General features: G+C 68.5%; 24 protein-coding genes, 1 tRNA gene and 1 riboswitch. Of the genes, 14 read left to right on the forward strand and 11 right to left on the reverse strand.

The annotated features are described in order from the left end of the window. Positions 1 to 13 precede the first annotated feature (13 nt). On the forward strand, positions 14 to 517 hold the full coding sequence (gene ispF / locus BM144_RS20740) for a 2-C-methyl-D-erythritol 2,4-cyclodiphosphate synthase (protein WP_092957151.1): 504 nt from the start codon (positions 14 to 16) through the stop codon (positions 515 to 517). Here ispF and BM144_RS20745 read toward each other — a convergent pair. Then, positions 498 to 2,018 carry a sensor histidine kinase gene (locus BM144_RS20745; RefSeq protein ID WP_092957065.1) on the reverse strand — a complete coding sequence of 507 codons (1,521 nt, stop codon included), beginning with the start codon at positions 2,016 to 2,018 and terminating at the stop codon, positions 498 to 500. The genes ispF and BM144_RS20745 overlap by 20 nt on opposite strands. Positions 2,019 to 2,100: 82 nt before the next feature. Continuing rightward, on the reverse strand, positions 2,101 to 2,832 hold the full coding sequence (gene ompR / locus BM144_RS20750; protein ID WP_011794721.1) for an osmolarity response regulator transcription factor OmpR: 732 nt from the start codon (positions 2,830 to 2,832) through the stop codon (positions 2,101 to 2,103). Between the two features lie 228 nt (positions 2,833 to 3,060). Here ompR and BM144_RS20755 point away from each other — a divergent pair, with 228 nt between their 5' ends. Further along, positions 3,061 to 3,774: an SIMPL domain-containing protein gene (locus tag BM144_RS20755; RefSeq protein WP_092957068.1), complete on the forward strand. Its 714-nt coding sequence runs from the start codon at positions 3,061 to 3,063 to the stop codon at positions 3,772 to 3,774. A gap of 134 nt (positions 3,775 to 3,908) precedes the next feature. On the opposite strand, the gene BM144_RS20760 is transcribed toward BM144_RS20755, so the two are convergent. Further along, entirely contained in the window at positions 3,909 to 4,694 is a 786-nt protein-coding gene (locus tag BM144_RS20760; protein WP_092957071.1) for a 3-hydroxybutyrate dehydrogenase, read from the reverse strand. 68 nt (positions 4,695 to 4,762) lie between these two features. On the opposite strand from BM144_RS20760, the gene BM144_RS20765 reads away from it, so the two are divergent. The 4 genes from BM144_RS20765 to BM144_RS20780 all read left to right on the forward strand — a co-directional run bounded on the left by BM144_RS20765 (position 4,763) and on the right by BM144_RS20780 (position 9,617). Beyond that, positions 4,763 to 5,737: an alpha/beta fold hydrolase gene (locus BM144_RS20765; RefSeq protein ID WP_092957074.1), complete on the forward strand. Its 975-nt coding sequence runs from the start codon at positions 4,763 to 4,765 to the stop codon at positions 5,735 to 5,737. Continuing rightward, entirely contained in the window at positions 5,734 to 7,977 is a 2,244-nt protein-coding gene (locus BM144_RS20770; RefSeq protein WP_092957077.1) for a RelA/SpoT family protein, read from the forward strand. The genes BM144_RS20765 and BM144_RS20770 overlap by 4 nt, the downstream gene beginning before the upstream one ends. 91 nt (positions 7,978 to 8,068) lie before the next feature. Further along, positions 8,069 to 8,145, forward strand: a tRNA-Val gene (locus BM144_RS20775). A gap of 245 nt (positions 8,146 to 8,390) precedes the next feature. After that, positions 8,391 to 9,617 (forward strand): PQQ-dependent sugar dehydrogenase, encoded by a 1,227-nt coding sequence (locus tag BM144_RS20780; RefSeq protein WP_092957080.1) that lies wholly within the window; start codon positions 8,391 to 8,393, stop codon positions 9,615 to 9,617. Between the two features lie 99 nt (positions 9,618 to 9,716). Here the strand turns inward: BM144_RS20780 and mntP are convergent, their stop codons facing one another. The 4 genes from mntP to BM144_RS20800 form a co-directional block, all read right to left on the reverse strand. After that, positions 9,717 to 10,286 (reverse strand): manganese efflux pump MntP, encoded by a 570-nt coding sequence (gene mntP, locus BM144_RS20785; RefSeq protein ID WP_092957154.1) that lies wholly within the window; start codon positions 10,284 to 10,286, stop codon positions 9,717 to 9,719. Between the two features lie 19 nt (positions 10,287 to 10,305). Then, a riboswitch (yybP-ykoY riboswitch) is annotated at positions 10,306 to 10,475 on the reverse strand. 156 nt (positions 10,476 to 10,631) lie between these two features. Next, entirely contained in the window at positions 10,632 to 10,820 is a 189-nt protein-coding gene (locus BM144_RS20790; RefSeq protein WP_092957083.1) for a hypothetical protein, read from the reverse strand. A gap of 92 nt (positions 10,821 to 10,912) precedes the next feature. Further along, positions 10,913 to 11,491, reverse strand: a complete 579-nt coding sequence (locus tag BM144_RS20795) for a type 1 glutamine amidotransferase domain-containing protein (RefSeq protein ID WP_092957086.1) — start codon at positions 11,489 to 11,491, stop codon at positions 10,913 to 10,915. A gap of 115 nt (positions 11,492 to 11,606) precedes the next feature. Continuing rightward, complete coding sequence (locus BM144_RS20800) at positions 11,607 to 12,101, reverse strand: surface-adhesin E family protein (RefSeq protein WP_245783755.1); 495 nt, start codon at positions 12,099 to 12,101, stop codon at positions 11,607 to 11,609. Between the two features lie 224 nt (positions 12,102 to 12,325). Between BM144_RS20800 and phaR the strand changes: the two genes are divergently transcribed. From phaR to BM144_RS20820, 4 genes are all read left to right on the forward strand, one after another. Next, the gene (gene phaR, locus BM144_RS20805) at positions 12,326 to 12,865 is read left to right on the forward strand and encodes a polyhydroxyalkanoate synthesis repressor PhaR (protein ID WP_092957160.1); all 540 of its coding nucleotides are present in this window, start codon (positions 12,326 to 12,328) and stop codon (positions 12,863 to 12,865) included. Between the two features lie 114 nt (positions 12,866 to 12,979). Further along, positions 12,980 to 14,371 carry a 30S ribosomal protein S12 methylthiotransferase RimO gene (gene rimO / locus BM144_RS20810; RefSeq protein ID WP_092957089.1) on the forward strand — a complete coding sequence of 464 codons (1,392 nt, stop codon included), beginning with the start codon at positions 12,980 to 12,982 and terminating at the stop codon, positions 14,369 to 14,371. Positions 14,372 to 14,670: 299 nt separating this feature from the next. Beyond that, complete coding sequence (locus BM144_RS20815; protein ID WP_092957092.1) at positions 14,671 to 15,993, forward strand: Nramp family divalent metal transporter; 1,323 nt, start codon at positions 14,671 to 14,673, stop codon at positions 15,991 to 15,993. A 152-nt stretch (positions 15,994 to 16,145) separates the two neighbouring features. After that, positions 16,146 to 17,462, forward strand: a complete 1,317-nt coding sequence (locus BM144_RS20820; RefSeq protein ID WP_092957095.1) for an MFS transporter — start codon at positions 16,146 to 16,148, stop codon at positions 17,460 to 17,462. 7 nt (positions 17,463 to 17,469) lie between these two features. Here the strand turns inward: BM144_RS20820 and BM144_RS20825 are convergent, their stop codons facing one another. From BM144_RS20825 to BM144_RS20840, 4 genes are all read right to left on the reverse strand, one after another. Beyond that, complete coding sequence (locus BM144_RS20825) at positions 17,470 to 18,003, reverse strand: hypothetical protein (RefSeq protein WP_245783756.1); 534 nt, start codon at positions 18,001 to 18,003, stop codon at positions 17,470 to 17,472. 194 nt (positions 18,004 to 18,197) lie between these two features. After that, positions 18,198 to 18,752, reverse strand: coding sequence for an elongation factor P (gene efp / locus BM144_RS20830; protein WP_092957098.1), 555 nt, complete (start codon positions 18,750 to 18,752; stop codon positions 18,198 to 18,200). A 160-nt stretch (positions 18,753 to 18,912) separates the two neighbouring features. After that, the gene (gene earP, locus BM144_RS20835; protein WP_434802686.1) at positions 18,913 to 20,094 is read right to left on the reverse strand and encodes an elongation factor P maturation arginine rhamnosyltransferase EarP; all 1,182 of its coding nucleotides are present in this window, start codon (positions 20,092 to 20,094) and stop codon (positions 18,913 to 18,915) included. 14 nt (positions 20,095 to 20,108) lie between these two features. Continuing rightward, the gene (locus BM144_RS20840; protein ID WP_092957104.1) at positions 20,109 to 21,014 is read right to left on the reverse strand and encodes a LysR family transcriptional regulator; all 906 of its coding nucleotides are present in this window, start codon (positions 21,012 to 21,014) and stop codon (positions 20,109 to 20,111) included. Between the two features lie 135 nt (positions 21,015 to 21,149). On the opposite strand from BM144_RS20840, the gene BM144_RS20845 reads away from it, so the two are divergent. The 4 genes from BM144_RS20845 to BM144_RS20860 all read left to right on the forward strand — a co-directional run bounded on the left by BM144_RS20845 (position 21,150) and on the right by BM144_RS20860 (position 25,521). After that, the gene (locus BM144_RS20845) at positions 21,150 to 22,409 is read left to right on the forward strand and encodes a CaiB/BaiF CoA transferase family protein (RefSeq protein WP_175526096.1); all 1,260 of its coding nucleotides are present in this window, start codon (positions 21,150 to 21,152) and stop codon (positions 22,407 to 22,409) included. Next, positions 22,406 to 23,395, forward strand: coding sequence for a hydroxymethylglutaryl-CoA lyase (locus BM144_RS20850; protein WP_092957107.1), 990 nt, complete (start codon positions 22,406 to 22,408; stop codon positions 23,393 to 23,395). Before BM144_RS20845 ends, BM144_RS20850 begins: the two co-directional genes overlap by 4 nt. A 53-nt stretch (positions 23,396 to 23,448) precedes the next feature. Further along, positions 23,449 to 24,450 (forward strand): Bug family tripartite tricarboxylate transporter substrate binding protein, encoded by a 1,002-nt coding sequence (locus tag BM144_RS20855; protein ID WP_092957110.1) that lies wholly within the window; start codon positions 23,449 to 23,451, stop codon positions 24,448 to 24,450. A gap of 87 nt (positions 24,451 to 24,537) precedes the next feature. After that, entirely contained in the window at positions 24,538 to 25,521 is a 984-nt protein-coding gene (locus BM144_RS20860) for a Bug family tripartite tricarboxylate transporter substrate binding protein (RefSeq protein WP_092957113.1), read from the forward strand. Positions 25,522 to 25,663: the final 142 nt, after the last annotated feature.

A 25,663-nucleotide genomic window follows, 5' to 3' on the forward strand; every position in this document is an offset into this window, starting at 1 on the left:
GATGGATCCGCACATGACGATTTCCCTTCCCCCATTCCGCATCGGCGAAGGCTGGGACGTGCACGCCCTGGTGCCGGGCCGCCGCTTGGTGATCGGCGGCGTGGAGATTCCGCACACCATGGGCCTGCTGGGCCATTCGGATGCCGACGTGCTCCTGCACGCCATCACCGATGCGCTGCTGGGCGCGGCGGCGCTGGGCGACATCGGCAGCCATTTTCCCGACACCGACGAGCGCTTCAAGGGCGCCGATTCGGTGGTGCTGCTGGTGGAGGCCGCGCGCCGCGTGCGCGCGCAGGGCTACGAGATCGGCAACATCGACAGCACGGTGATCGCGCAGGCGCCCCGGCTTGCCCCGCACATTCCCGGCATGCGCGGATGCATCGCGCAGGCGCTCTCGCTGCAGGTCGATCAGGTGAACGTGAAGGCCAAGACCGCCGAGCGCCTGGGCCCCGTGGGGCAGGGCCTGGCCATGGAGGCGCGCGCGGCGGTGCTGCTGTTCAGGCCCGCGCCGGCTTGACCGGCTTGCCGCCGTTGCCCTTGGCGCTGGGGGGCAGCTGCCGCTTGATCTGCGGGCGCTGCAGGCGCTGCTTGGGGTCCTTGCCGGCCGGCAGCTGTGCGGCGCGCTGCAGCTGGATGTGCGCCACCAGCCCGCCCGACCCCGAATTGGCCAGCGCGAAGATGCCGCCCATGCGCTGCACCGTCTTGTCCACGATCGCCAGGCCCAGGCCGGCCCCCGCGGCGGCCGTGCGGGCCGAATTGCCGCGGAAGAAGGGCTTGGTGAGGTTGGCGAGCTGGTCGGGCGGCACGCCCGGGCCATGGTCTCGCACCTTCACGAGCACCCACTTCTCGCGCCCCTTGGCGGCGATCTCCACCGAGGCGGTGCCGCTGTCGGGCGTCTTGCCGTAGCGGCGGGCGTTCTCCAGCAGGTTGGAGATCACGCGCGCGAGTTCGACCTCGTCGGCCAGCACGATGAGGTCTTCGGGCACGCTCATGGTGATCTGCAGCTCGCGGTGGTCCTGCACCGCGTATACGCAGGACGACACCACGCCGTGCAGGTTGACCGGCGTGAGGGTCACGTGGTCGGGACGCGCGTAGTCCAGGAACTTGTCGATGGTGGCGTCGAGCTGCACGATGTCGGCCACCATGTGCTCGCGCGCCACGTCGTCGATCACGCTCATCTCGGTTTCCAGCCGCAGCCGCGCGAGCGGGGTGCGCAGGTCGTGCGAGATGCCCGCGAGCATCACGGCGCGGTCTTGCTCCAGCTTGGCGAGCTTCTGCGCCATGCGGTTGAAGCCGATGTTCACCTCGCGGATCTCGCTGGTCACGACTTCCTCGTCGAGCTGGCTGGCCGCGAAATCGCCGTCGCGCACGCGGTTGGCCGCATAGGATAGCTGCTTGAGCGGCCGGTTGATGAGCCGCGCGATGGCCGCGGCGCCGGCCAGCGACAGGGCGGCGGCCGTGATGAGCCAGATCAGCCAGGTCTTGCCGCCGGCGGTGCTGAGCCGCGAGCGGTCCATCAGCAGCCAGTTGGGGTCGCCGTTGATCGTGAAGCCCACCCACAGGCCGCTTTCACCGTTCACGTTGCTCGCGACGATGGTGCCTGGGCCCAGGCGCTCGGTCAGCTCCTCGGTGAGGCGCGCGCCGAGCGCCGTGTCGTCCACCAGGTCGAAGCGGTCGCTGGGCTCGCGCGGGAGGATGCGCACGCCCTCCTGGTCGGCCATGGTCTTGATCAGCGATACGCGCGCGATCGCGTCGGCATGCACCAGCGCGGCGCGGCTCAGGTTGACCAGCGAGGCGATCTGCTGCGCGGTCTGCAGCGTGCGGGGTTCGAATTCGAGGGCGCGCAGCGTCTGCAGCCACGCGAGGATGCTGCCCACCAGCAGCAGCGCCAGCAGGAAGAAGGTGCGCCAGAAAAGGTTCAGCCCCACGCGCGCGCGCTGCGCGGCACGCCGGCTGGTGGGCGCCTCGAGCGGGGCCGGGCTGGTGGCGTCGGTGGACGCGTCGTAGGAGGCGCTCATGTCGGATCAGGAAAAGAAGGGGCGCGGAGGCTGGTGCGGGCCGCGCATCCCCGCCCCCGCGTGTCGTGCATCGGGCGGCCGGTCAGCTCGCTCCGTCCGGCACGAACACATAGCCCACGCCCCACACGGTCTGGATGTATCGCGGCGCGGCGGCGTCCACCTCGACCAGCTTGCGCAGGCGCGACACCTGCACGTCCAGGCTGCGGTCGAAGGGTTCGAACTCGCGGCCACGCGCCAGCAGGGCCAGCTTTTCGCGCGACAGTGGCTGGCGCGGGTGGCGCACCAGCGCCTTCAGCATGGCGAATTCGCCGGTGGTGAGCGGCAACTCTTCGCCGTTCTTCTGCAGGGCACGCGTGCCCAGGTCGAACGTGAAGGGGCCGAAAGTGACGACCTCGTTGTCGCCCGAGGGAGCGCCCGGCGCTTCCTGCGGCGGGCGGCGGCGCAGCACCGCGTGGATGCGGGCCAGCAGTTCGCGCGGGTTGAAAGGCTTGCCCAGGTAATCGTCCGCGCCCACTTCCAGGCCGACGATGCGGTCCACGTCCTCGCCCTTGGCGGTGAGCATGATGATGGGGGTGCGGTCATTGGCGGCGCGCAGGCGCCGGCAGATGGAGAGCCCGTCTTCGCCGGGCATCATGAGATCCAGCACGATCAATTCGACCGTCTCGCGCAGCAGGATGCGGTTGAGGGCCTTGCCGTCTTCCGCCACCATGACTTCGAAGCCCTCCTGGGTGAGATAGCGCCGCAGCAGATCGCGGATGCGTGCGTCATCGTCCACCACGAGAATCTTGTCGGTACGGTTGGTTGTAGAGGCCATGTGTTTCCCAAGTCCTATTTGTAACAGAGCCGATTCTGACCACCTTGCGGGCCGAAGTTCGCGTTTTTCCGGGGCGCCTGACCAAGTGTTACAAGTTTTGCGGCGTCTCGCAGCCGCGCTGCATGGCCTTCATCGTCCGCCTGCATAGGCTGGGTTAACGTGGCCGGTCCAGTCCGCCGGCAAGGCGGTCTTCCACCCTTTTCCCCCTGATCCATGCGAAGGAAATCCATGAAAGTCATCACCCGATTGGTTGCAAGCTGTGCCATCGCCGCCTGCGCAGGCACCGTTTTTGCCCAGGGCACGGCGCCCGCGCCGCAGAACGTACTGCAGCTGTCCGCCACGGGGTCGGTGGATGTGCAGCAGGACCTGCTGGTGCTGACGCTGGCCGCCACGCGCGAGGGCGCAGACGCCGCCACGGTGCAGGCGCAGCTCAAGCAGGCGCTGGAGGCGGGGCTGGCCGAGGCCAAGCGCGCCGCGCAGCCCGAGCAGCTGGAAGTGCGCACGGGCCCCTTCGGCCTCTACCCGCGCTACGGCAAGGACGGGAAGATCACGGCATGGCAGGGCCGGGCGGAGCTGGTGCTGCAGGGCCGCGACTTCGCGCGCATCACCTCGACGGCCGGCCGCATCCAGGCGATGCCGATCAGCCAAGTGGCGTTCGATCTGTCCAAGGAAGCGCGGGCCCGCGTCGAAGGCGAGGCCCAGACCCGGGCGATCGAGGACTTCAAGGCGCGCGCCTCCGAACTGGCGAAGGGCTTCGGTTTCTCCGGCTACTCGCTGCGCGAAGTCTCGGTGAACAGCAACGAAGTCACGCCCGGGCCGCGTCCGCGCATGATGGCCATGGAGGCGAAGGCCTCGATGTCGTCCGCCGACGCACCGGTGCCGGTCGAGGCCGGCAAGGCGCAGGTGGTGGTGAACGTGTCGGGCTCGGTACAGCTGCGCTGAGCCGGATCGGGCGGCGATGCGGAGGCTTGGAGTGTTTTTGCCTCCATGCCGCCGATTCCATTGAATAGTTTGCTATTTAATTCATAGCAAGCGACGCAGGCCGGGCAGGGCGCCCGGCCCGCGACGGCGGCGCGTTATTGCGCGGCCCAGCCGCCGTCCATGTTCCAGGCGACGCCGCGCACATTGTTGGCCGCGGGGGAGCAGAAGAACACCGCCAGCTCGCCCAGCTCTTCCGGCGTGGTGAACTGCATCGAGGGTTCTTTCTCGCCGAGCAGGAGCCGCTTGGCGTCGTCATTCGACAAGCCGTGCTCGGCCGCCTTCGCGTCCACCTGCTTCTGCACCAGCGGCGTCAGCACCCACCCGGGGCAGATCGCGTTGCAGGTCACGCCCGTCGCCGCGGTTTCGAGCGCGGTCACCTTGGTGAAGCCGACGATGCCGTGCTTGGCCGCCACGTAGGCGGACTTCTGCGCCGAGCCCACCAGCCCGTGTACCGAGGCCACGTTGATGATGCGGCCCCAGTTGGCGGCCTTCATCGCGGGCAGGGCCAGGCGCGAGGTATGGAAGGCGCTGCTCAGGTTGATCGCGATGATCGCGTCCCACTTCTCGACGGGGAAGTCCTCGACGTTGGCGACATGCTGGATGCCGGCGTTGTTCACCAGGATGTCCACCTGGCCGAACTGGCTGGCGCTGTATTTCATGAGGTCTTCGATGTCCGCCGCGCGGCCCATGTCCGCGCCGTGGTACGCCACCTGCGCGCCCGCCGCATGGCCTGCGGCCAGCACCTCGGCGCGGGGGCCGTCGACGTCGCCGAAGCCGTTCAGGACGATGTTGGCGCCTTCGCGTGCCAGGGCCTTGGCGATCCCCAGCCCGATGCCGCTGGTGGAACCCGTGACGAGCGCAGTCTTGCCAGTGAGAAGCATGTCGGTCTCTCCGAATGAATTAGGATGAACGGGGCCATTATCGAGCGCCCCCGAGACGATTCCCTGCCATGACTGAGCCTACGCTGAACTACGTACATTGCCCCGGTGCCGCGGCGAACCCGACGGCCCCTTCCGGAGGCGGCGATAGCGGGCACCGCATGGCGTATTGGGAGTGGAACGGCACCGGCGACCCCGCCCATCCGCACGTGGTGGTCTGCGTGCACGGGCTCACGCGCCAGGGCCGAGACTTCGACGTGCTGGCCCGCAGGCTCTCGCGGCATGCGCGCGTCGTCTGCCCGGACGTGGCGGGCCGCGGTCACAGCGACTGGCTGGCCGATCCCGCCTGCTACCAGGTGCCCGTGTACGCGGGCGACATGCTCGCGTTGCTGCACCACCTGCATGCACAGGCGCCGCTGCGCACCCTCGACTGGGTGGGCACCAGCATGGGAGGGCTCATCGGCATGGCCCTGTGCGGGCAGCCCGATCTGCCTCTGCCCGTGCCGGTGCGCCGGCTGGTCCTGAACGACGTGGGACCGGCCCTGGAGTGGGCGGCCCTGCAGCGCATCGGGCAGTACGTCGGCAAGGTGGTGCGCTTCGGCAGCGCCGCCGCCGCCGTGGAGGCGCTGCGGGTCATCTCCGCGGGGTTCGGCCCGCACACGCCGCAGGAATGGCTGGCGCTGTCCGAGCCGATGCTGCGCCCGCTGCCCGGCGGCGCATGCCGCCTGCATTACGACCCGGCCATCGCCGAAGCCTTCCGCAGCCTCACGCCCGAGATCGCGCGCGCCGCGGACGAACGCCTGTGGCAGCTCTACGACCACATCCGCGCGCGCACGCTGGTCCTGCGCGGTGCCGACTCCGATTTGCTGGTGCCCGCCACGGTGCAGGCCATGGCGCAGCGCGGCCCGTGCGCCCGCGTGGTCGAATGGCCTGGAGTAGGGCATGCGCCCACGCTGGTCGCCTCGGGGCAGGTGGACGTGGTGGATCAATTCCTTTTCGGCGAGCCGGCGCAGGACGTGGCGCACGCCGAAGGGGTGAGCGCATGAAGACCGTCGCACCGCCCCAGGCGCACGCTTTTCCGGGGCAGGAGGCGCTGCCGCAGCTGATCGCGGCCACCTCGCTGGCGTTGCCCGAGCAGGCGGGTGCCCTGGTGCGCGCGCGCGCCTTCGCGGAGCCGCTGCTGTCCAGCGAAACGCTGGAAACCGGCGAAAACACGTTTGCCCATGCCGAAGCCGTGGCGGCCATCCTGAAGGCCATAGGCGGATCGGAGGCCATGCAGGCCGCCAGCTACCTGGTGCATGCGTGCTCCCACCTCAACAAGCCCGAGGAAGTCATCGCCAAGGCCTTCGGGCAGAACTTTGCCACGCTGGCCGTCGAGACCACCAAGCTCATGCGCGTTCAGCAGCAGGCGCGCGAGGCCCAATTGGCCGGCCACGCCGTCGACGATCCGGTTACCCAGACAGAGAACGTCCGCAAGATGCTGCTGGCCTTCTCGCGCGACCTGCGCGTGGTCATGCTGCGCCTGGCCTCGCGGCTGCAGACGCTGCGCTTCTATGCGGCCACCAAGCGGCCCGTCTCGCCCGCCATCGCGCGCGAGGCGCTGCAGGTCTTCGCGCCCCTGGCGAACCGGCTCGGCATCTGGCAGATGAAGTGGGAACTGGAAGACCTGTCGTTCCGTTTCCTGGAGCCGGACACCTACAAGCAGATCGCGCGGCTGCTCGACGAGAAGCGCGCCGAGCGCGAGGTGTACATGGAGCAATTGCGCGGCCGGCTCGAATCCGAGCTGCGTGCCCGCAGCATCAGCGCGAGCGTGCAGGGCCGGCCCAAGCACATCTACAGCATCGTGAAGAAGATGCGCGGCAAGTCGCTCGATTTCGACCAGGTGTTCGACATCCGCGCGCTGCGCGTGGTGGTGCCGTCGGTGAAGGACTGCTACGCGGCCCTGTCGTGGGTGCACGAGCATTTCAAGCCCATCGATGCCGAGTTCGACGACTACATCGCCAAGCCCAAGCCCAACGGCTACCAGTCGCTGCACACGGTGGTGCGCGACGAGGCCGGCAAGGCCATCGAGATCCAGATCCGCACCCAGGCCATGCACGACCATGCGGAGCACGGCGTTGCCGCCCACTGGGCCTACAAGGAAGCGGGTACCAAGGGCTACGGCGGCGTGACCGCCAGCAGCGAATACGACGCCAAGATCGCCGTGCTGCGGCAGTTGCTGGCCTGGGAGCGCGACATGGCCGGCGCGGTGCAGCACCGCGGTCTGTTCGAGGACCGCATCTACGTGCTCACGCCGAACGCCGAAGTCGTGGAGTTGCCGCAGGGCGCCACGCCGGTGGACTTCGCGTACGCGGTGCACACCAGCCTGGGCCACCGCTGCCGCGGCGCGCGGGTCGATGGTGCGATGGTTCCGCTCAACACCGCCCTGCACAACGGGCAGACGGTCGAGATCAGCACCGTGAAGGAAGGCCGGCCGTCCCGCGACTGGCTCAATGCCGAACTGGGCTACCTCACCAGCCACCGCGCCCGCGCCAAGGTGCGCGCCTGGTTCAACGCGCAGGCCACGCACGAGACCGTCGCACGGGGCCGCGAGGCCGTCGAGAAGCTGCTGCAGCGGGAGGGCAAGACGGCCATCCGGCTCGAAGACCTGGCCGTCCAGCTCGGCTTCAAGACGGCCGACGCGCTGTTCGAAGTGGTGGGCAAGGACGAGTTCTCGCTGCGCACCATCGAGACCCTTTTGCGGCCGCCCGAGCCGGTGCTGCAGCCCGACGACTACCTGCTGCTCAAGAAGGCGCGCACTTCGGAGGCATCGCCCAAGGGGGGCGTGCTGGTGGTGGGCATCGACTCGCTCATGACGCAGCTGGCCAAATGCTGCCGGCCCGCGCCACCCGATTCCATCCGCGGCTTCGTCACGCGCGGCAAGGGCGTAAGCGTGCACCGTGCCGACTGCAGCAACTTCCGCGAAATGGCGGCCCGCAATGCCGAGCGCGTGATCGAGGTGGAGTGGGGCGGCGGCCAGGCGGGCGGGCAGGGCGGCCACGGGCCGGCCGCCGCGGTCTACCCCGTCGATGTCGCCGTGGAAGCCGCGGACCGGCAGGGCTTGCTGCGCGACATTTCCGAAGTGTTCGCTCGCGAGAAAACGAACGTGATCGGCGTACAGACCCAGTCCGTCAAAGGCACGGCGTGGATGACCTTCACGGTCGAAGTCGCGGATTCCGGCCGCCTCAACAAGGTGCTGGGCATCGTGGCCTCCGTGCCCGGCGTGCGTTCCGCGCGAAGGCGATAGACGGGCGATCCGCAGTGAATGTGCACGTTGTGCGTGGTTTGCCCGGAAGCCCTGTTTTTTACTGCTACAATCTCGCTTCTCGAATACACACAGGCGCGTAGCTCAGCTGGTTAGAGCACCACCTTGACATGGTGGGGGTCGTTGGTTCGAGTCCAATCGCGCCTACCAACTAACCATTGGTACAAAGCCTTCCAGACCATCGGTCTGGAAGGCTTTTTCTTTTGCTGGCCATTCGCAGTATGCAGATCGGGTTCCGGATTTCAAAGGCACAGGCATGGCACGGCCTGTGCAGCCCGGCCATCGCCGGTATCGCCGCGAATGCGAGAAAAGTGGTGTTGGATTACATGCCGGGGAAAACCGCGAACCTACGATGCGGGGCTACTCAACCATCGGCTGAATGCTCGCTATCCGCCATGACCAGACGCTCCATTCCTCCGCTCGTCGCCTCCGTGCTCTCCCTGGCATTCGCCACGGCATGGGCGCAGCCGGCACCTACTTCCGAATGCAAGCCGCTGGAATCGAAGGCGGCCAACGCTTCGTCGCAGCAGCCAGCCTTCGCAGGGCAGACACGCGCTTGCCCTGCTGCCAAGAGCGCAGCGCTCAAGGTGACCGTGCTGGCGACAGGCTTGGTCAAGCCATGGTCGGTGGAGCCCCTGCCAGACGGCGCCTTGCTGGTCACGGAGAAGCCCGGCCGCTTGAGGGTGGTGTCCAGCGACGGAAAGCTCGGTGCGCCGATCGCTGGCCTGCCGCCCGTCGATGCGCGCGGGCAGGGCGGGTTGCTGGATGTGGAACTGAGTCCGCAGTTCGCTTCGGACCGCACGATCTACTGGAGCTTCTCGGAGCCGCGCCAGGGTGGCAATGGCACCAGTGTGGCGAGGGGTGTGTTGTCCCAGGACCGCACACGCCTCGAGCAGGTCAGCGTGATCCTGCGCACCATGCCCACGTACGACGGCGACAAGCACTACGGCTCGCGCCTTGCGTTCGGCCCCGACGGCATGCTCTATGTGACCACCGGGGAGCGTTCCGACCGCGCCACCAGGCCGCAGGCGCAGCAATTGGACAGCCACCTGGGCAAGGTGCTCCGGATCCGGCCCGATGGCAGTGTTCCTGAAGACAACCCGTTCGTCGGCCGTGCTGGCGCCTTGCCGGAGATCTGGTCCATCGGGCAGCGCAATGTGCAGGCCGCCGCGTTCGATCCGAAAGGCGGGCTGTGGGTGGTCGAGATGGGCACCCAGGGTGGCGACGAATTGAATTTCATCGAGAAGGGCAAGAACTACGGCTGGCCGCTGATCGCCTACGGTGAAGAGTACTCCGGCCGACCCATCGGCGAAGGAGCCACGGCGCGCGAAGGCCTGACGCAGCCTGTCTACTACTGGGATCCCGTGATTGCCCCATCGGGCGCGCAGTGGTACACGGGCAGCGCCTTCCCGGCGTGGAAAGGAAACCTTTTCGTGGGCGGCATGAAGAAGACGGCGCTGGTTCGCCTGGTGCTCGAAAACCAGCGCGTTGTCGGTGAAGAGTGGCTGTTGGCAGACCGCGGCAAACGTGTGCGGGACGTTCGCCAGGGCCCGGATGGCGCGCTGTACATCGTGACCGACGAGGAAAAGGGTGAACTCTGGAAGGTCGCACCCGGCACCTGACTGCCATGCGCTGCAGCGCGCACCCCGCAGGGGCGGGCTTCGCCGGCATGGGCCGCTTGCTGCGTCCAGGGGTGCGAGCGGCAACCGGATGCAGTTCTCTCAGGCGGCAGCCTGGAGATGCTCGAACAGGATCAAAGCCCCGATTCCCATGAGCAGCAGGCCCCCCAGGCCTTCCGCCCAGCGACCCACGACGGCCCCGAGAAAGCGGCCCACCATGACGCCGAGCGTCACCATGTTGAAGGTGGCCAGGCCGATCGCCAGGGCCACGGTGACGATATTGACGTCCAGAAAGGCAAGCCCCACGCCCACCGCCATGGCATCGACGCTGGTGGCAAATCCGGTGACGACCAAAAGCCAGAAGCCGTGGCGCGTGGGCTTCTCTGTCGATTCCTCCGAGTTTCTCAGGGAGCCCGCCAGCATATGTCCGCCCAGGCACAAGAGCAGGACGAATGCGATCCAGTGGTCCCAGGCCTTGACGTAGTCCGACGCTGCGGATCCCAAGGCCCAGCCGACGATGGGTGTGATCGCTTCGATGGCACCGAAGATGGCCCCGGTGCGAAGAGCCTCGGACCAGCGGGGCTTGAGGAGCGCGGTTCCCTTGCCGACGGCGGCGGCAAAGGCGTCGGTGGACATGGCGAAGGCCAACACCGAAATGGCGGCGAGATTCATGTGGAGCAACTTTTGATCGGCCGGGCGTGAGCGCAACGGCATACCACCGCTGCCCGACCTGCGTCGCGATGGAATGCCGATGGTCTCGCCAACCGAAAAACGGATGCCGGCGCCACGGCATGGAAGATGCCGAGTGTGTTGACGCAGGCGCCTTCACACAGTGGAAGGCAGGCTACTCCCCAAGGGAGGCGCGATTTTAGAGCGGTGCTCGAGCAATCGTGTCGATACCCCCACCATGCCCAGAGGCTTCCAGCGCCGTCCTGCGCATCGCGGAAGGGATGGGCAAGCCCTCCGGGCGCTGCCCAGGCCGCTCACCCGTCGCAGCAGGGTGCCGCGGTGGATCCATCACTCTCGCTGGTCGGGCGAAGGTGGTGCTCCGCCCGGGTCTCGGTCCGGCGAAGGCCCCTTGTGTGCGGGAGCGGGCCCATCCGGCGTGTCGATGCGCGTGCGGTCGTCCGTTTCCACGAAGGCAGGGCTGGGCCGATCGGGGTCTTTGCGGGGTTTGCCGTCAGGGGAATCGAGCTGGGTGACCATGGTGAATCCTTTCTCGGTGGCTGGATTGCATCTACGGCGGGCTGCCCATGCACGCGTAAAAAGTGCGAATGGACGGATGCCCGCGGTGGCGGTTATCTGCCTTGCGCGCCCTGGGCGGGGGAAGGTGCTTGCTGGAGCGTCTTCAGGATCTGTTCATTGAACCGTGGGATGTCGTCGGGCTTGCGGCTGCTGATCCATTGCCCTTCGGCATGGACTGGTTCATCGACCCACTGCGCGCCCGCATTGCGCAGGTCGGCCGCGAGGCTCGGCCAGCTGGTGAGGGTCTTGCCCTTGACGAGGCCCGCGTCGATCAGCAGCCAGGCGCCGTGGCAGATCACGGCCACGGGCTTGCCCGCCCGATCCACCGCCTGTACGAATGCCTGGGCTTTCTTGTCGGTGCGCAGTGCGTCGGCATTCACGACGCCACCGGGCAATACGACTGCATCGAAGGCATCGGCCGAGGCATCGTCCAGGGTCTGATCGACATCGAACCGATCGGCTTTGTCGACATGGTTGAAGCCTTGCACCTGTCCGGGCTTCGGCGCCAGGATCTGCGCATCGAAACCTGCGTTGCGCAACGCATCGCGCGGACCGGTCAATTCGACTTGCTCGAAGCCATCGGTGACGAGCAGCGCCACGCGGCGCCGGGTAGAAGAAGAGGAGGAAGACATGCGGGGAAGCTCCGTGCAGGTGATTGGAAAGCCACCAATCTAGGCACTGCACGGTGCCGGGGGTGTCGGCCGATGGCGACGATGGGCGTGGGGCGGGGAGGGCCGCGCTGCCGCGTTATTTCTTGCGGCAGGCCGCGCGGATGAGCTTGCCGGCCGGGTCCCCAGGGATGCCCGCGAAGGTCACAGGCGCTTCGTTTTCCTTGAAGTCGAGCTGCGCGGTCATCGGCCCCTGCCAGAGCGGCTCACCGAAGTACTGCAGAGAAAGGTACCAGCCTTTGCGCTGGGCACAGTCGAACAGGGCCACGCCGCGGTAGGAGCGGTACAGGCCTTTGTTGTAGCTGGTGCGCAGGGAACTGCGCGAGACACGCAGATCGACGGTGATCTGGTTCTGCCACTGCTGGGCTGTGGGATTGATCTGGACGATGTCTCCGTCCGGCACTTCAGGGAACCCGTGGATCGTGAGCCATTCCTCGTGGCGGGCTGCGGCGGGCGTTCCGTCCGGGGCTGCAACGCCCGCGGCCGCGGCCGCAGGGGCAGCCGGCTGCGGTTGTGCCGGGCTGGCCAGCAGTACGGCAGCAGACCACAGGGCGGCGCGGGCGAGGGGGGGCACGTAAGCTCCGAGAGGGGGCCGGTGAGAAGGAAATGGCACGGTACATCTTAGGCCATTTGCCCCGACATGCCGTCTCGCGGAATGCTCCCAAAGTGACGCCGGCGCGGCGTCAGGGTATTCCTTCGCGGCACGGCCGTGGGCCGCTCCCTAGAATCGGACGCACTGCCATAACAAAAAATCCAGGACGCCATTCATCCCTGGCCCATGTGTTCAAGGAGCCCGCCGTGTCAGATGCCCCCTCCGATTCCCCGCCACCCAGCGCACAGCAGCGCATCGTCAAGAAGTATCCGAACCGCCGGCTCTACGACACCTCCACCTCCACCTACATCACGCTCGCTGAGGTCAAGCAGCTCGTCATCGACGGCGAAGAAGTGGTGGTGCGCGATGCCAAGACCAGCGAAGACCTGACGCGCAGCATCCTGTTGCAGATCATCCTGGAAGAGGAGGCCGGCGGCGCGCCGATGTTCACCGAGGCGGTGCTGGCCAACATCATCCGCTTCTACGGCCACGCCATGCAGGGCTTCATGGGGGCCTATCTGGAGAAGAACGTGCAGATGTTCTCCGACTTCCAGGCCCGCATGGCCGAGCAATCGCAGGGGTTCACGCCCGAGATGTGGACCCAGTTCATGAGCCCGCAGTCGCCGCTCTACCAGGGCATGATGGGCCAGTACCGCGAGCAGTCCCAGGCGATGTTCACGCAGATGCAGGAGCAGATGCAAAAGCAGACCGAGCAGATGCTGGGCGCCTTCGGCATCAAGCGCTGACAGGCATTGGTGCAATGCTGCGGCGCTGCCTCCGTAGCCCTCGCCTGACGGCAGAACCGCTGGGTGCGGATGGCCTCCCGGGGGCCTGGCGGCCGGAACTGGGACAATACGGGGATGAGCGACGTTCTCTCCCCCACGAAAACACCCAAAGTCGGATTTGTGTCCCTCGGCTGCCCGAAGGCACTCACGGATTCCGAACTGATCCTGACCCAACTGAGCGCCGAGGGCTACCAGACCTCCAAGACGTTCGAAGGCGCTGACCTCGTCATCGTCAACACCTGCGGCTTCATCGACGATGCCGTCAAGGAAAGCCTCGACACCATCGGCGAGGCCCTGGCCGAAAACGGCAAGGTGATCGTCACGGGCTGCCTGGGCGCCCGTGCGGCCGAAGGCGGCGGCAACCTCGTGCGCCAGATGCACCCCAGCGTGCTGGCGGTGACTGGCCCCCATGCCACGCAGGAGGTGATGGATGCCGTGCACCAGAACCTCCCGAAGCCGCACGACCCGTTCATCGATCTCGTGCCCGGCGGTTTCGGCGTGGCGGGCCTCAAGCTCACGCCCAAGCACTACGCGTACCTGAAGATCAGCGAAGGCTGCAACCACCGCTGCACGTTTTGCATCATCCCGTCGATGCGCGGCGACCTCGTCTCGCGCCCGATCGGAGACGTGCTGAACGAGGCGAAGGCGCTGTTCGAAGGCGGTGTGAAGGAGTTGCTGGTGATCAGCCAGGACACCTCCGCCTACGGCGTTGATGTGAAGTACCGCACGGGTTTCTGGGACGGCAAGCCCGTGAAGACGCGCATGCTGGAGCTGGTGCAGACGCTGGGCGAGATCGCCGAGCCCTACGGCGCCTGGGTGCGCCTGCACTACGTGTATCCGTACCCCAGCGTGGACGAGGCCATCCCGCTGATGGCGACGGGCAGGATCCTGCCGTACCTCGACGTGCCCTTCCAGCACAGCCACCCGGATGTGCTGAAGCGCATGAAGCGCCCCGCCAGCGGCGAACGCAATCTGGAGCGCATCCATCGCTGGCGCGAGGCCTGCCCCGAACTGGTGATCCGCAGCACGTTCATCGCGGGCTTTCCGGGCGAGACCGAAGAAGAATTCCAGCACCTGCTCGACTTCGTGCGCGAAGCGCAGATCGACCGGGCCGGCTGCTTTGCCTACAGCGACGTGAACGGCGCGGTGGCCAACGAACTGCCGGGCATGCTGCCCATGGAGGTGCGCGAGGACCGCCGCGCGCGCTTCATGGCCGTGGCCGAAGAGGTGTCCATCGCCAAGCTGCGCCGCCGCGTGGGCGCCACCATGCAGGTGCTGGTGGACCATGCACCGGCCCTGGGGCGCAAGGGCGGCACCGGCCGCAGCTATGCCGACGCGCCCGAGATCGACGGCGTGGTGCATCTGCTGCCGCCCGAGAAGATCAGCAAGCAGCTCAAGGTGGGCGAATTCACGCGGGCGCAGATCGTCGGCGTGCAGGGCCACGACCTGGTGGCGCGGCCGATCTAGGCTGACCCCCTGAGTCGCCGTCGGCGCCATCCCCCGAGGGAGATGGCGCCCTTGGCCCGTCCGGCAAGGCCGGTTCCACGGCGCCTGCTGGCGTGGCCTGCTCCCCGGTCATCTGAACGGTGGGGCCGTGCCAGGTTCATGCGCCTTGCCCCTGTGCAATTTCTCATTCAGAGAGCGCCGAACCGCCAGCGGGTTGATTCAAATACCCCGGTGCTCGGCTGCCGGGGCGGACACCCCGCTATCCAAGGGATAGCAACTTTTGACGCACGCGTGCCTGCCCGTTGCATAAGATCACTTCGATGTTCTTCCCGCTGCCGCGCACCGCCACCGCCCCGTTCTGCCCTTCGGAAGTGAAGGGCTCGGTCCGCATCGATCCGGGGCTGCCGTTCCACAAGAAGCTGCTGCGCTACGCCGGTCCCGGTCTGCTGGTGTCCGTGGGCTACATGGACCCCGGCAACTGGGCGACCGACATCGAGGCGGGCTCGCGTTTCGGTTACGGGCTGCTGTTCGTGGTGCTGCTGGCCAGCCTGGCGGCCATGCTGCTGCAGGCGCTGTGCGTGCGGCTAGGGCTGGTGGCGCAGCGGGACCTGGCGCAGCTGTGCCGCGAGCGCTACGGGCCGGTGGCCAACCGCTTCCTCTGGGCGGGGGCCGAGCTGGCCATCATCGCCTGCGACCTGGCCGAGGTGCTGGGCGGGGCGTTGGCGCTGCACCTGCTGTTCGGCGTGTCCATTCCGGTGGGCATCGGCATCACGGCCTTCGATACGCTGCTGGTGCTGGGCCTGCAGGGCGCGGGTTTCCGGCGGGTGGAGGCCATCGTCCTCGCGCTGGTGGGCACCATCGCGGCGTGCTTCGCGGTGGAGCTGGCATTCTCGCAGCCGCTCTGGACCGAGGTGGCGATGGGCTTCGCCCCCAGCCTGGAGCGGCTGCAGCAGCCCGGCGCGCTGTACCTGGCCATCGGTATCGTGGGTGCCACGGTGATGCCGCACAACCTCTACCTGCATTCGTCCATCGTGCAGACGCGCCTGGTGGACGACAGCGACGCCGGCCGGCGCGAGGCGATCCGCTTCTGCACGCTGGACGCGGTGGTGTCGCTGTCGCTGGCGCTGCTGGTGAACGCGGCCATCATGGTGCTGGCCGCGAGCGCCTTCCACAGCCGTGGCCACCAGGACGTTGCCGACATCGCCGATGCCTACCGCCTGATCGAACCGCTGGTGGGCAGCGCGCTGGCCGCCACGCTGTTCGGCATCGCGCTGCTCGCGTCGGGGCAGAGTTCGACGTTCACGGGCACGATCGCCGGTCAGATCGTGATGGAGGGATTCCTGAACCTGAAGATCCCTTGCTGGCAGCGCCGGTTGATCACGCGGGTTCTCGCGCTCGTCCCCGCGCTCCTGGGCGTGTGGTGGCTGGGCGACGAGGGTGTGGGCAAGATGCTGGTGCTGAGCCAGGTGGTGCTGAGCTTCCAGTTGCCCTTCGCGATGTGGCCGCTGATCCGCTTCACGAGCGATCGCTCGGTGATGGGCGGCTTCGCCAACGGGCGCACGGTGCGCTGGCTCGCGTGGACGCTGTTCGGCGTGATTTCCGTGGCCAACGTCTGGCTGGTGGGAGCCGTCGTGGCCGGCTGAGGTGCGTATGCGCGTGCGCCACGCCGCGCCCGCCGGCACCGGCGGGCATACGCAGTTCCACGCACTGCTTTCGCGAATGGCTGGGCTCTAATTTCAGGGTTTCCACTTCTGGACATGCCGCGCCTCTTTCGCCGCGGTGTCCCTGTCCCCCGATGACTTCCTCCTCGCATTCTTCCAGGGCGGCTTCCGGCAGCGAAGCCGCTCCCTCCACGCCTGCTCCATCGAAGGCGGCCACCGTCCTGCGCGTGACGGGCGGCAACTTCATGGAGATGTTCGACTTCTTCCTGTTCGGCTTCTACGCCACGCAGATCTCCAAGGCGTTCTTCCCCTCGGGCAACGAGTTCGCCTCGCTGATGCTCACGTTCATGACGTTCGGCGCGGGCTTCCTGATGCGGCCGCTCGGCGCCGTTTTCCTGGGAGCCTATGTGGACCGCGTGGGCCGCCGCAAGGGCCTGATCGTGACGCTGGCGCTGATGGCGGTGGGCACGCTGCTCATCGCCTGCGTGCCGGGTTACGCCACCATCGGCCTGGCGGCGCCGCTGCTGGTGCTGACGGGGCGGCTGCTGCAGGGGTTCTCGGCCGGCGTGGAATTGGGCGGGGTGTCGGTGTACCTGGCCGAAATGGCGACGCCGGGCCGCAAGGGCTTCTACGTGAGCTGGCAGTCGGCCAGCCAGCAGGTGGCGATCATCGTGGCGGCGGCGCTCGGCTACTGGCTCAACGTGACCTTCGTGCCGCAGGAGATCGCGGATTTCTACTGGCGCTTGCCGTTCTTCGTCGGCTGCCTGATCGTGCCGGCGCTGTTCATCATCCGCCGGTCGCTGCAGGAGACCGAGGAATTCATGGCCCGCAAGCACCGCCCCACGGCGCGGGAGATCTTCCGCTCCATCCTGTCCAACTGGGGCCTGGTGATCGCGGGGATGATGATGGTGTCGATGACGACGGTGTCGTTCTACCTCATCACCGTCTACACGCCGACCTTCGGAAAGAGCGTGCTGCACCTGAGCACCACCGATGCGCTGGCGGTGACGCTGTGCGTGGCGCTCTCCAACTTCTTCTGGCTGCCGGTGATGGGTGCGCTGTCCGACCGCATCGGCCGCAAGCCGCTGCTGGTGGCTTTCACGGTGCTGACCATCTTCACCGCCTACCCGGCGCTGAAGTGGCTGGTGGCCTCGCCGGACTTCACCCGCATGCTGGAGGTGGAGCTGTGGCTGTCCTTCCTCTACGCGAGCTACAACGGCGCTATGGTGGTGGCCCTGACCGAGGTGATGCCCGTGGATGTGCGCACGGTGGGCTTCTCGCTCGCCTACAGCCTCGCCACGGCGGTGTTCGGCGGCTTCACGCCGGCGGTGGCGACGGGCCTGATCGAATGGTCGGGCGACAAGGCCGCGCCGGGCTGGTGGATGACGGCGGCCGCCGCATGCGGGCTGTTGGCCACGCTGCGGCTGTACCGCCGCGGCGCCGGGCGGTGACCCGCGCTCAGTTGGTCGGGTAGGCCGTGAGCAGGATCCACTGGCCGCCGACCACCTTGAAGTCGAGCTGGATGTTCGAATACTGCGAACTCGTCTTCGTGGTGCAGACACCCTGGGCGTTCGCGGCGGTGCAGTTGAAGCCCCCGATCTTGTCCTTCTTGAGCACGCTGTAGACGGTCACCTTCTGCCGGGCGTCGCTGCCCGAGCAGTTGACCGCATCGCCCTTGTATTTGTCCGGGTTCAGGTAGTTGTTCCAGAAGCCCGTGTATTCCTCGACGCTGGAGAACAGCGTCTTGGTGGCCTGGCTCAGGCCCGCGGGCGGCGTGGCGCCGAAGATGTGCTGGTTGAGGTGCCCGCCGGCCGCGTTGTTGTTGGCGGAGATACCGCTTTGCTGGACGGATGCCATGGCGCGGCACGCCTCGGCCTGTGCGCCCGCCGAATACAGCCCGGTGGCCAGGACGATCGCTGCGAGCAGCGGAGGCGCGGTGCGCCGGCGGGCAGCGGCGGTGCGCCGGATGGATGGCTTCTGTGGTGTTTTCATGGTGTGTCCTCCCTGGAGAAAAGCTCCACGGCCATTGTGTTGGCGCACCTGGCACGCAGCGCTGAAGCCCGGCTGAAGCGTCCTGAAAAGCGCTGAAGGGCCCGCGCAGGCATGAAAAAAGGGCACCGTCCATGTGGAACGGTGCCCTGTTCGGGGTGAGCGCTCGCCGCCCGGAGGGCGGGCGGGGGCCGACCTCAGACGCGCTTGCGGTATTCGCCTGTGCGCGTGTCGATTTCGATCTTGTCGCCTTGCGCCACGAACAGCGGCACGGAGACTTCGAAGCCCGTGGCGATCTTGGCGGGCTTGAGCACCTTGCCGGACGTGTCGCCCTTGACGGCGGGCTCGGTCCAGGTGATTTCGCGTTCCACGCTGGTGGGCAGTTCGACGGAGATGGCCTTGCCGTCGTAGAACACCACTTCGAGGCCCATGCCGTCTTCGAGGTAGTTCAGCGCGTCGCCCATGTTCTCGGCTTCGACTTCGTACTGGTTGTATTCGGTGTCCATGCAGACGTACATTGGGTCGGCGAAGTACGAGTACGTGCATTCCTTCTTGTCGAGGATGACGTTGTCGATCTTGTCGTCGGCCTTGAACACGTTTTCGGTGCCGAAGTTGCCGATCAGGCTCTTGAGCTTCATGCGGACCGTGGCGGCGCCGCGGCCGCCGCGGGCGTATTCGGTCTTCAGGACGACCATCGGGTCCTTGCCGTGCATGATGACGTTGCCGGCGCGGATTTCTTGAGCGATTTTCATAGCAGGTTTGCCTGGGTTGGGGCCGCTCAACGCACCGGAGCGCCCGAAAAGCCGCACGGCACGCGGCGGATGGAGGGCGCCGGGGCATGTTCCGCGGCGGGGGGATGCGCTGGCCGGCACGCGAGGGTGTGCCGCCCCGTTTGGCGCAAAGCCGCAGATTTTAGCTTTTTTCGCGGACGAACCCGAGCAATTGCGTGGCGAGGTCGTCCTGCGCCAGCAGGCGGGCACGCGCGGCGAGCGTGCAGCCGCGCCATTCGGCCAGCATGCCCGCGTCCAGCCGGGGCAGCGGCGCGGCGCCGCCGATGCCGTTCCAGGCGTGGTGGAAGCGCCGCAGCGAGGCGGGCGCCTGCAGCCAGTCGAGGAACGCATCGAGCTTGGCGTGGTGGGCGCCGTCGTCCTGCGGATAGATGTGCCAGACGAGCGGCTGGCCGGCCCAGAGCGCCCGCACCAGCGAGTCTTCGCCGCGCACGGCATTCAGGTCGCAGGCCCAGAGCATCTCGTCGAATGCCGGCTGAGGGCAGGCTGGCAGGTATGAAATCGATAGCAAACTATCGGGTGGATCCGGCGGCATGGAGCCGTTTTGGCTTGGGGTGCGGGGCTGTGTGCCGTCCAGCGCCGCGCGCACCGCCGCGGCCGCGCGGCCCGGTGCGGCCAGCAGGTGGGCGCCGGGCAGCGTGGAAAGCTGCCCCAGCAGGTCCGGCAGGCCGGCTGGTTCGTAGCAGAAGAGCGAGACCGCCAGGTCCGCCGGGCCCACGCCATGGCGGGCGCGCCAGCCCGTGCGGTCGAATGCGGCCTGCCGGGCGGGCAGGTCGGGCTCGCGCAGCAGGCCGCCGGTGCGCGCGGTGAAGCCCGGGTAGAAAAACCACCGCGTGCGGCCCGCCCCCGGCCCCGAGAAGATCGGCGAGGGCAGGCGGTGGCTGCGCTCGACATACGCCTCAGCCGACAGGTATTCCAGGTTGATCCACAAGGGTTTTTTGCCGGATGCCGCCGTATCCATTGAAAAGTTTGCTATGAATTCAGGAGCAATCCCGCAGCCGAACCCTTCGATGAGCACATCGCCCGGGCGGTCGGGAAGCGGGGCGGTGGGCCAGGGGCGCACGTCCACGCCGGGCGCACCCGCGGGCGCCATCCAGGCGAGGGCCGAGGCGTCGTCCGTCCAGAGCCGCACGCGGTGGCCGAGCGCGCCCAGTTGTGCCGCCAGCCGCCAGCACACGCCGATGTCGCCGAAGTTGTCGATCACCTGGCAGAAGATGTCCCAGGCCAGTGGAGCGCCGGGCGCGGTGGGCGTGGCGATGGGCGTGCGGGGCGCTGCGGAGGGGGGCATGGGGCGCATGGGGGGCATCGGGAGCGGGGCGGTCATGGCGCGGCCTCCGGCGGCGGGGCCGCGCGCAGGTGGTCCACCAGCAGCCGCGGCACGCTGGAGAGCGCATCGGCGGAGCGCACGCACAGGGCCAGTTGACGCTGCGCCCACGGTTCGGCCAGCGCCACGGTGCGCAGCGGCAGCGCGCCCACATAGAGCCGGGCGCTGCCGCGCGGCAGCACGCCCACGCCGAGCCCGGCCGACACCATGAGGCACAGCGCGTCGAAGCTGGTCACCTGGATGCGCAGGCGCAGCGGTTTCTCGGCCTCGGCCGCGGCGCGGATGAGCAGGTTGTTGATGGCGCTGCCCGGGTGCACTCCGACGAAGTCGCAGTCCAGCGCGTCGGCCAGCCGCACGCTGCGCCGCCGCGCGAGCGCATGGCCGCGCGGCGCGACCAGCACCAGCTCGTCCTGGCGGTAGGGCAGCAGCGTGACGCGGTCACCGTAGTTGCCGTGGTTGAGGATGCCGACATCGGCCGCGTTCTCCGCCACCGACTGCGCGATGGCGCTGCTGATCTGCTCTTCGAGCCGCACCTGCACCTGCGGATGCGCGGCCATGAAGCGCTGCAGATCCCACGGCAGGAACTGCGTGATGGCCGAGATGTTGGCCACCACGCGCACCTGGCCGCGCACGCCGGCACGGTAATCGCGCATCTGCACGGCGATGCCGTCGAGGTCGTTGAGCACGCCACGCGCCATGTCCCGCAGCGCATAGGCCGCATCGGTGGGCTCGCTGCCGCGGTTGCTGCGGGAGAAGAGCACCACGCCCAGTGCATCCTCCAGCTCCGCCAGGCGCCGGCTGGCGGCCGAGGCGGCGATGTGCTCGCGCGCGGCGGCCCGCGCGATGGCGTTCTCTTCCATCACCGCAACGAACAGGCGCAGGGAAACCGGGTCGAGTTTCATGGGCGCCGATGGTAGCGGCCCCGATGGTGCGCCGGGCGCTGCCATGCCGGTTTGCGATGGCACCTTCGTGGATGGGCGTTTTGCGGCCCGGCAAGCGCTGGGCATGATCCGCGCAACCCCCAGGAGACGACACGGATGACATCGACGCCCGCGGCTTCGGCCGCCGCCACACCCGCCGCACCCGCAGCACCCACGCCCGCCGCCGGCCCCGCGGCACTCGCCGGCGTGCGGGTGATCGAGATGGGACAGCTGATCGCCGGGCCGTTCTGCGGCAAGACGCTGGGCGAGTTCGGTGCCGACGTGGTCAAGATCGAGGCCACCGGCACCGGCGACCCGCTGCGCAACTGGCGCATGCTGAAAGACGGCACCTCGGTGTGGTGGCAGGTGCAGTCGCGCAACAAGCGGTCGGTGGCGCTGGACCTGCGCCAGCCCGAGGCCCAGGACATCGCGCGCACGCTGATCGCCGAGGCCGACGTGCTGATCGAGAACTTCCGCCCCGGCACGCTGGAGGGCTGGGGCATGTCGCCCGAGGAACTGCATGCGCTCAACCCGGGCCTCGTCATCCTGCGCATCTCGGGCTACGGCCAGACGGGGCCGTACCGCGACCTGCCGGGCTTCGGCATGATCGGCGAGGCCATGGGCGGCCTGCGCCACCTCACGGGCGAGCCGGGCCGCGTGCCGGTGCGCGTGGGGGTGTCGATCGGCGACACGCTGGCCGCGCTGCATGGCGCCATCGGCGTGCTCACGGCGCTCTACCACCGCAAGGTGAACGGCGGCCAGGGCCAGGTGATCGACGTGGCGCTGCACGAGGCGGTGTTCAACGTGATGGAAAGCCTGGTGCCCGAGTACAGCGCCTTCGGCGCGGTGCGCGACGCCGCGGGCAGCGCGCTGCCGGGCATCGCGCCGTCCAACGCCTACCCGTGCACCGACGGCTGGGTGCTGGTGGCGGGCAACGGCGACAGCATCTTCCGGCGGCTGATGGACGCCATCGGCCGGCCCGACTTGGCCGCCGCGCCCGATCTGGCCAGCAACGCCGGACGCGTGGCGCGCGTGCAGGAGATCGACGGCGCCATCGGCGGCTGGACAGCCGTGCGCACGGTGCGCGAGGTGATGGACGCGCTGGGCGCGGCGCGCGTGCCGGCCGGCAAGGTCTATACCGCCCGCGACATCGCAGAAGACCCGCACTACCGGGCGCGCGACATGCTGCTCAGCCAGACCACGCGCGACGGCTACACGGTGGAGGTGCCGGGCATCGTGCCCAAGCTCTCGGCCACGCCGGGCTCCATCCGCTCCAGCGCGCCGCGCCTGGGCGACGACACCGACGCGGTGCTGCGCGAGGCGGGCCTGACCGGTGCGCAGATCGCGCTGCTGCGCGAGAAGGGGGTGGTGCAATGACGGCCGGTGCGGCGAACACGGCCGTGTGGCACGGCGCGGGACGCCGCGTCCACCTGCAGGAAGTGGGCACGCGCGACGGCCTGCAGATGGAGCAGGCCTTCGTGCCCACCGAGGACAAGATCGCGCTGGTGGATGCGCTGTCGGCCACGGGGCTGGCCAAGATCGAGGTCACGGCCTTCGTGTCGCCCACGGCCATCCCGGCGTTGCGCGATGCCGAGGTCGTCATGCGCGAGATCGCCCGCCGGCCCGGCGTGGTCTACACCGCGCTGGTGCCCAACGTGCGCGGCGCCGAGCGCGCCATCGAGGCCCGCACCGATGAGCTGAACCTCGTCATGTCGGCGAGCGAGACGCACAACCTCGTCAATCTGCGCATGGCGCGGGAGCAGTCGTTCGCATCGCTCGCGCAGGTGGTGGCCACGGCGCAGGGTGCGGGCGTGGCGGTGAACGTGTCGCTGTCGTGCGTGTTCGGCTGCCCGATGGAAGGCGACGTGGCCGAGGCCGAGGTGTTCGGCCTCGTGCAGCGCTTCGCGGACCTGGGCGTGGGGGGCATCACCCTGTGCGATACGACGGGCATGGCGCATCCGGCGCAGGTCGCGGCACTCGTCGCCGCCGCGCGCGCGCGCTGGCCGGGCATGGTGTTCACGCTGCACTTCCACAACACGCGCGGCATGGGGCTCGCGAACGTGCTGGCGGCCATCGGCGCGGGCGCGGACCGGTTCGACGCCTCGCTGGGCGGCCTGGGCGGCTGCCCGTACGCCCCGGGGGCGTCGGGCAATGTCTGCAGCGAAGACGTGGTGCACGCGCTCGAACTCATGGGCTACGACACGGGCGTGGACCTCGCGGCGCTGCTGGAGGCCGCGCGGCGCCTGCCGTCGCTGATCGGCCACGACACGCCCAGCCAGATCGCCAAGGCGGGCCGCCGGCTCGACCTGCACCCGCCGCCGGCGGAGCTGGAGGCCCTGCGGGCGCGCGCCCTGGCGCGCTGAGCGGCCGGAGAAGAACCAACGACACCATCCCACGACGACAGGAGACAAGCACCATGCACCCGCCGACCCCTTCACCGAAGGCCCTGCCGCGACGCCGTGCGCTGCAGGCCCTGGCCGCCTGCCTGTGCGCACCCGCCGCGGGTGCATGGGCGGAGGACCGCTACCCGTCCAAGCCGGTCACGCTGGTGGTGCCGCAGGCCGCCGGCGGCGCCAACGACGCCATCGCGCGCGTGCTGGCGCAGCGCCTGTCGGAGCAGATGGGCCAGAGCGTGGTGGTGGACAACCGGCCCGGTGCGGGCGGCATGCTCGCCACGGCCGCCACCGCACGCGCCAGGCCCGACGGCTACACGCTGCTGCTCACGGCCGACAGCGCGCACGTGATCGGCCCGGCGCTCTACCGCAGCCCGGGGTTCGATCCGGTGAAGGACTTCGAGCCCGTGGCGCCCGTGGCCACGGCGGGCTATGTGCTGGTCGCGCACCCGTCGTTCCCCGCGAACGACGTGGCCGGCCTGATCGCGTTGGCCAAGGCCCGGCCTGGGCATTACGCCATCGCGTCGGCCGGCAACGGCACGCTCAACCACCTGATCGGCGAGATGCTGCAGAAGGCGGCGGGCATCCGGCTGCAGCACGTGCCGTACAAGGGCTCGGCCGCGGCGGCGACGGACGTGGCGGGCGGGCAGGTGCCGCTGTCGGTGCAGAGCCTGCCGTCGTCGATCGCGTTCATCAAGGCGGGCAAGCTCAAGGTGCTCGGCGTGGTCAACCGCCAGCCCGTGGCCGCGCTGCCCGGCGTGCCGACGATCGGCGAAACCTTGCCGGGCTTCGGCCAGTCGCCGTGGTATGCACTGTTCGCGCCCGCCGGCACCCCCGCAGCCACCGTGCAGCGGCTGCAGGCCGAGGTGGCCCGTGCGCTGGAGCAAAAGGAGGTAGTGGACAAGCTCGCCGGCGTGGGCTGCGAGCCTTTCAAGGGCACCTCCGCGCAGCTGGGCGCGCTGGTGCGGGCCGAGTTGCCGCAGTGGGCGCGCGTGGTCCAGGAGACCGGCGCCACCGTGGATTGACGGACGCCGTGCGCGCAGCGGTGCGGCGGGGCATGGCGACACAAAGAAGACACCAGCGAATCAATACAACGACCCCGGAGACAACCGATGCAACGACCCCTTCCACGCCGGCTCGCGCTGGCCACCCTGGCGGCCTGTGCCGCAGCCCTGCCGCTCGGCGCCATGGCGCAGGCCGCGTACCCGGCCAAGCCCGTCACCCTCGTCGTACCCACCGCGGCCGGCGGCACCACCGACCTGTCGGCGCGCATGCTCGCGCAGGCCCTTGGCCCCGTGCTGGGCCAGTCCGTGGTGGTGGACAACAAGGGCGGCGGCAACGGCAACATCGCAGCCGCGGCCGTGAGACGCGCCGAGCCCGACGGCTATACGCTGCTCATGCAGTACTCGGGCTACCACGTGATCTCGCCGCTGCTCACCACGCAGAAGGCCTGGGAGATGGGCGATTTCCAACCCATCGCGAACGTGCTTTCCGCGCCGCAGATCATCGTGGTGCGCGACGGCCTGCCCGTGAAGACGCTGGGCGAGCTGGTGGCCTATGCCAAGGCGAACCCCGGCAAGCTGAACTACGCATCCTCGGGCAACGGCTCGCTGCAGCACGTCACGGGCGCCATGCTGGAGCAGCAGGGCGGCGTGAAGATGGTGCACGTGCCCTACAAGGGCACCGGCCCCGCGCTGCAGGACCTGCTGGGCGGGCAGGTGGACCTCACCTTCGGCACCGCGCCGCCTTTCATGCCGCACATCCAGGCCGGCAAGCTGCGCGTGCTGGCGGTTACCGGCAGGGAGCGCTTGCCGAGCCTGCCCAATGTGCCCACCACGGCCGAGGCGGGGTACCCCAAGGTGGATGCCACGTCGTGGTTTGCACTGTTCGCTCCGGCCAATACACCCAAGGCCGCGGTGGACAAGCTGGTGGCCGACGTGCGCACGGTGGTGCAGAACCCCGCGTTCCAGCAGAAGGCGCAGGAGCAGGGCGCCACCGCCGATTACCAGAACCCGCAGCAGCTCGCCGCACGCGTGAAGTCCGACCTGGCCACGTGGGCGCAGGTGGTCAAGGCCGCGAACATCCAGGCCGAATAGCGCCCGTAAGTGTTTTCCCCGATGCGGCAGGCGTGCCGCTTTTGCAGGCCCCCGTGCACCGCATAGGGGCCTTTTTTCATGCTGCGCCGCACCAAACGCGTGCACCTGGAAAACGCTTTGAATGATTGATTTTTTTCTTTAA

This window comes from Paracidovorax konjaci (assembly GCF_900112675.1).
Classification (GTDB): Bacteria; Pseudomonadota; Gammaproteobacteria; order Burkholderiales; family Burkholderiaceae_C; genus Paracidovorax; species Paracidovorax konjaci.

Excerpts from the sequence above, each read along its gene's own strand:
- ispF (WP_092957151.1), top strand. The coding sequence starts at position 14 with ATGACGATTTCCCTTCCCCCATTCCGCATCGGCGAAGGCTGGGACGTG.
- BM144_RS20745 (WP_092957065.1), bottom strand. The coding sequence starts at position 2,018 with ATGAGCGCCTCCTACGACGCGTCCACCGACGCCACCAGCCCGGCCCCG.
- ompR (WP_011794721.1), bottom strand. The coding sequence starts at position 2,832 with ATGGCCTCTACAACCAACCGTACCGACAAGATTCTCGTGGTGGACGAT.
- BM144_RS20755 (WP_092957068.1), top strand. The coding sequence starts at position 3,061 with ATGAAAGTCATCACCCGATTGGTTGCAAGCTGTGCCATCGCCGCCTGC.
- BM144_RS20760 (WP_092957071.1), bottom strand. The coding sequence starts at position 4,694 with ATGCTTCTCACTGGCAAGACTGCGCTCGTCACGGGTTCCACCAGCGGC.
- BM144_RS20765 (WP_092957074.1), top strand. The coding sequence starts at position 4,763 with ATGACTGAGCCTACGCTGAACTACGTACATTGCCCCGGTGCCGCGGCG.
- BM144_RS20770 (WP_092957077.1), top strand. The coding sequence starts at position 5,734 with ATGAAGACCGTCGCACCGCCCCAGGCGCACGCTTTTCCGGGGCAGGAG.
- BM144_RS20780 (WP_092957080.1), top strand. The coding sequence starts at position 8,391 with ATGACCAGACGCTCCATTCCTCCGCTCGTCGCCTCCGTGCTCTCCCTG.
- mntP (WP_092957154.1), bottom strand. The coding sequence starts at position 10,286 with ATGAATCTCGCCGCCATTTCGGTGTTGGCCTTCGCCATGTCCACCGAC.
- BM144_RS20790 (WP_092957083.1), bottom strand. The coding sequence starts at position 10,820 with ATGGTCACCCAGCTCGATTCCCCTGACGGCAAACCCCGCAAAGACCCC.
- BM144_RS20795 (WP_092957086.1), bottom strand. The coding sequence starts at position 11,491 with ATGTCTTCCTCCTCTTCTTCTACCCGGCGCCGCGTGGCGCTGCTCGTC.
- rimO (WP_092957089.1), top strand. The coding sequence starts at position 12,980 with ATGAGCGACGTTCTCTCCCCCACGAAAACACCCAAAGTCGGATTTGTG.
- BM144_RS20815 (WP_092957092.1), top strand. The coding sequence starts at position 14,671 with ATGTTCTTCCCGCTGCCGCGCACCGCCACCGCCCCGTTCTGCCCTTCG.
- BM144_RS20820 (WP_092957095.1), top strand. The coding sequence starts at position 16,146 with ATGACTTCCTCCTCGCATTCTTCCAGGGCGGCTTCCGGCAGCGAAGCC.
- BM144_RS20825 (WP_245783756.1), bottom strand. The coding sequence starts at position 18,003 with ATGAAAACACCACAGAAGCCATCCATCCGGCGCACCGCCGCTGCCCGC.
- efp (WP_092957098.1), bottom strand. The coding sequence starts at position 18,752 with ATGAAAATCGCTCAAGAAATCCGCGCCGGCAACGTCATCATGCACGGC.
- earP (WP_434802686.1), bottom strand. The coding sequence starts at position 20,094 with ATGCCCCCCATGCGCCCCATGCCCCCCTCCGCAGCGCCCCGCACGCCC.
- BM144_RS20840 (WP_092957104.1), bottom strand. The coding sequence starts at position 21,014 with ATGAAACTCGACCCGGTTTCCCTGCGCCTGTTCGTTGCGGTGATGGAA.
- BM144_RS20845 (WP_175526096.1), top strand. The coding sequence starts at position 21,150 with ATGACATCGACGCCCGCGGCTTCGGCCGCCGCCACACCCGCCGCACCC.
- BM144_RS20850 (WP_092957107.1), top strand. The coding sequence starts at position 22,406 with ATGACGGCCGGTGCGGCGAACACGGCCGTGTGGCACGGCGCGGGACGC.
- BM144_RS20855 (WP_092957110.1), top strand. The coding sequence starts at position 23,449 with ATGCACCCGCCGACCCCTTCACCGAAGGCCCTGCCGCGACGCCGTGCG.
- BM144_RS20860 (WP_092957113.1), top strand. The coding sequence starts at position 24,538 with ATGCAACGACCCCTTCCACGCCGGCTCGCGCTGGCCACCCTGGCGGCC.